The 1,912-nt window shown below is 50.5% G+C and carries 4 protein-coding genes; 2 read left to right on the forward strand and 2 right to left on the reverse strand.

The window, feature by feature from the left end:
- Positions 1–194 (reverse strand): hypothetical protein (locus QPL95_RS18470; RefSeq protein ID WP_303292371.1); only part of this gene is annotated, 194 nt, incomplete at its 3' end.
- 13 nt (positions 195–207) lie between these two features.
- A complete protein-coding gene (locus QPL95_RS18475) occupies positions 208–561 on the reverse strand; it encodes an SLOG family protein (RefSeq protein ID WP_273044088.1) in 354 nt (117 codons plus the stop codon).
- A 112-nt stretch (positions 562–673) separates the two neighbouring features.
- Here QPL95_RS18475 and QPL95_RS18480 point away from each other — a divergent pair, with 112 nt between their 5' ends.
- Positions 674–1,177 carry a hypothetical protein gene (locus QPL95_RS18480; protein ID WP_273044090.1) on the forward strand — a complete coding sequence of 168 codons (504 nt, stop codon included), beginning with the start codon at positions 674–676 and terminating at the stop codon, positions 1,175–1,177.
- A gap of 54 nt (positions 1,178–1,231) precedes the next feature.
- On the forward strand, positions 1,232–1,912 hold a 681-nt coding region (locus QPL95_RS18485), incomplete at its 3' end, for a hypothetical protein (protein ID WP_303292372.1).

A 1,912-nucleotide genomic window follows, 5' to 3' on the forward strand; every position in this document is an offset into this window, starting at 1 on the left:
TCACAACCGATTTCTGGAACGCCAGGTGAATCGTCATCTTCGGCGGTTAGAATCGCTTCCAGGTCATAATCCGGCAGTGAATAGTCTTCTTCCAATGTGTACTCGAAAATTGCAACGATCGTCTGCCACTCTAAAATTTCTGCTTCCCAATCGTCCTCGCATTCAAGAAAGCGTCGGCCGTTAATCTCTATCAATGCAATCAGGTTTTCACGAATAATTTCTGTCTACCCATTCAACCAATACCGGTATGTTCTTGGAGCGCGCATATTCAAGGGTAGACGCTGTCCCTCGTGACTGGCCGTCCCAGAACGCGACAACCATATCAGAGGCATCCACAATGGCTCGATTCCTGATAGGGCCGGCAGCACGACCGAACTGTCTCCAGTCCGGTTTGATGACAGTGATTGGCAGATTCTCATCTTGAGCTAGTCGCTGCGCTAGCGTGTCGGCTCCCTGTGCTCCTCCTGAAATAATTTCAGCGGGTAACCAAGCCTGAAGAACCCTGCGCAAGTGTTCATAGTCAGCAAAACTTCGGGACCCTACGACCGCGATTCTGCGCATGATGTGCTCCTAAATTTGCAATTTCCAGAATCATAATGAACAGAAGCGACACGAGATGTCGGGGCAGTATGTCCAAATGAGCTATTAGTTTTCAGATGGGAAGGAGTAGGGAATGATCCAGATGCTAGTGGATTGGATGACGTTAATGAATCGCCAATTCGAGGGTGACAGACAAAGCTGCGCGGAATTCAGTGATTCATTTGCCGGATATTTCCCGCAGAACTTTCTGGCTGAGACTTACTATGTAGTTGTCCCGAAAGTACCCATGCCCGCCTACCAGTTTTTGGAGGAGGCCGGATTCACTGATTTGTATGAACAGAACCCGGCCGGCCTCACTCTGGGAAACACGTATTACGTGTTACCGACCGCAAAAAATAATCTGCGACTCCATATTCATGAACTGGTGCATGCCGCCCAGTGGAAGCTACTGGGTGTGGATTCGTTTCTACACCGTTATCGGTATGAACTTGAGCGGTATGGATACGATAACATGCCGTTGGAGGGCATGGCGTATGCTGTGGACGAACACTACGCCTTGGGGAGGCGGCCTTTTGATGTTCTGGAATTCGTCACCCGTGAGCTGGAGGGAAATCCAGGCGATAGCTCTGGACGATGATTAGCTCCGCAAGATCCTCGAAAGACACTAAAAATAGCAAACAAGGCAGTAACAATGGAAAAGTTTTCAAGCGAAGTTATTGATGTACTTAACAATTATGTCTACCGATTGATTGATCCGAGAAACGGAGAAACGTTCTATGTAGGGCGCGGAGTAGGCAACCGGCTATTTTCCCATATCAGGGAGGAACTGGGAGCAAATGCAGATGAAGCGAGCGACAAACTGAAAAAGATACGCGAGATCCGGTTGGCGGGTTTCGAGGTGGCTCATGTCGTACACCGGCATGGCTTAGATGTCGAGACAGCTGCGGAAGTAGAGGCAGCTTTAATCGACGCCTACCCGGGGCTGACGAATTCAGTCGGAGGCAAGGATAGTGGTGACCGAGGCGCCATGCATGCGAAGGAGATCATAGCGGCCTACAATGCGGAGAAAGCCGATTTCAAACATCGGGCATTGTTGATCAGCGTAAATCGAACTGCGTCAGAGCGCGGTCCCTATGATGCGGTTAGGTATGCCTGGAAACTCAGTAAAAAGCGCGCGATGCAGGCCGAACTGGTTTTAGCCATAGAAAAGGGCGTGATCAAAGGCGTTTTTGTTCCGGAGAAGTGGTTACCGGCGACGTCTGAAAACTTTCCGGGGCGTTCGGGTGAGCCGGGCCGCATCGGGTTTGTTGGTCGCGAGGCAGCCCCCGAGATTTCCAAACTGTATCTTGGCAAGCGGATTCCGGACGAATAC

This window comes from Marinobacter sp. SS5-14b, from assembly GCF_030541005.1.
In the GTDB taxonomy this organism is placed as follows: domain Bacteria; phylum Pseudomonadota; class Gammaproteobacteria; order Pseudomonadales; family Oleiphilaceae; genus Marinobacter.

Coding starts and splice junctions, on each gene's coding strand:
- QPL95_RS18480 (WP_273044090.1), top strand. CDS start 674: ATGATCCAGATGCTAGTGGATTGGATGACGTTAATGAATCGCCAATTC.
- QPL95_RS18475 (WP_273044088.1), bottom strand. CDS start 561: ATGCGCAGAATCGCGGTCGTAGGGTCCCGAAGTTTTGCTGACTATGAA.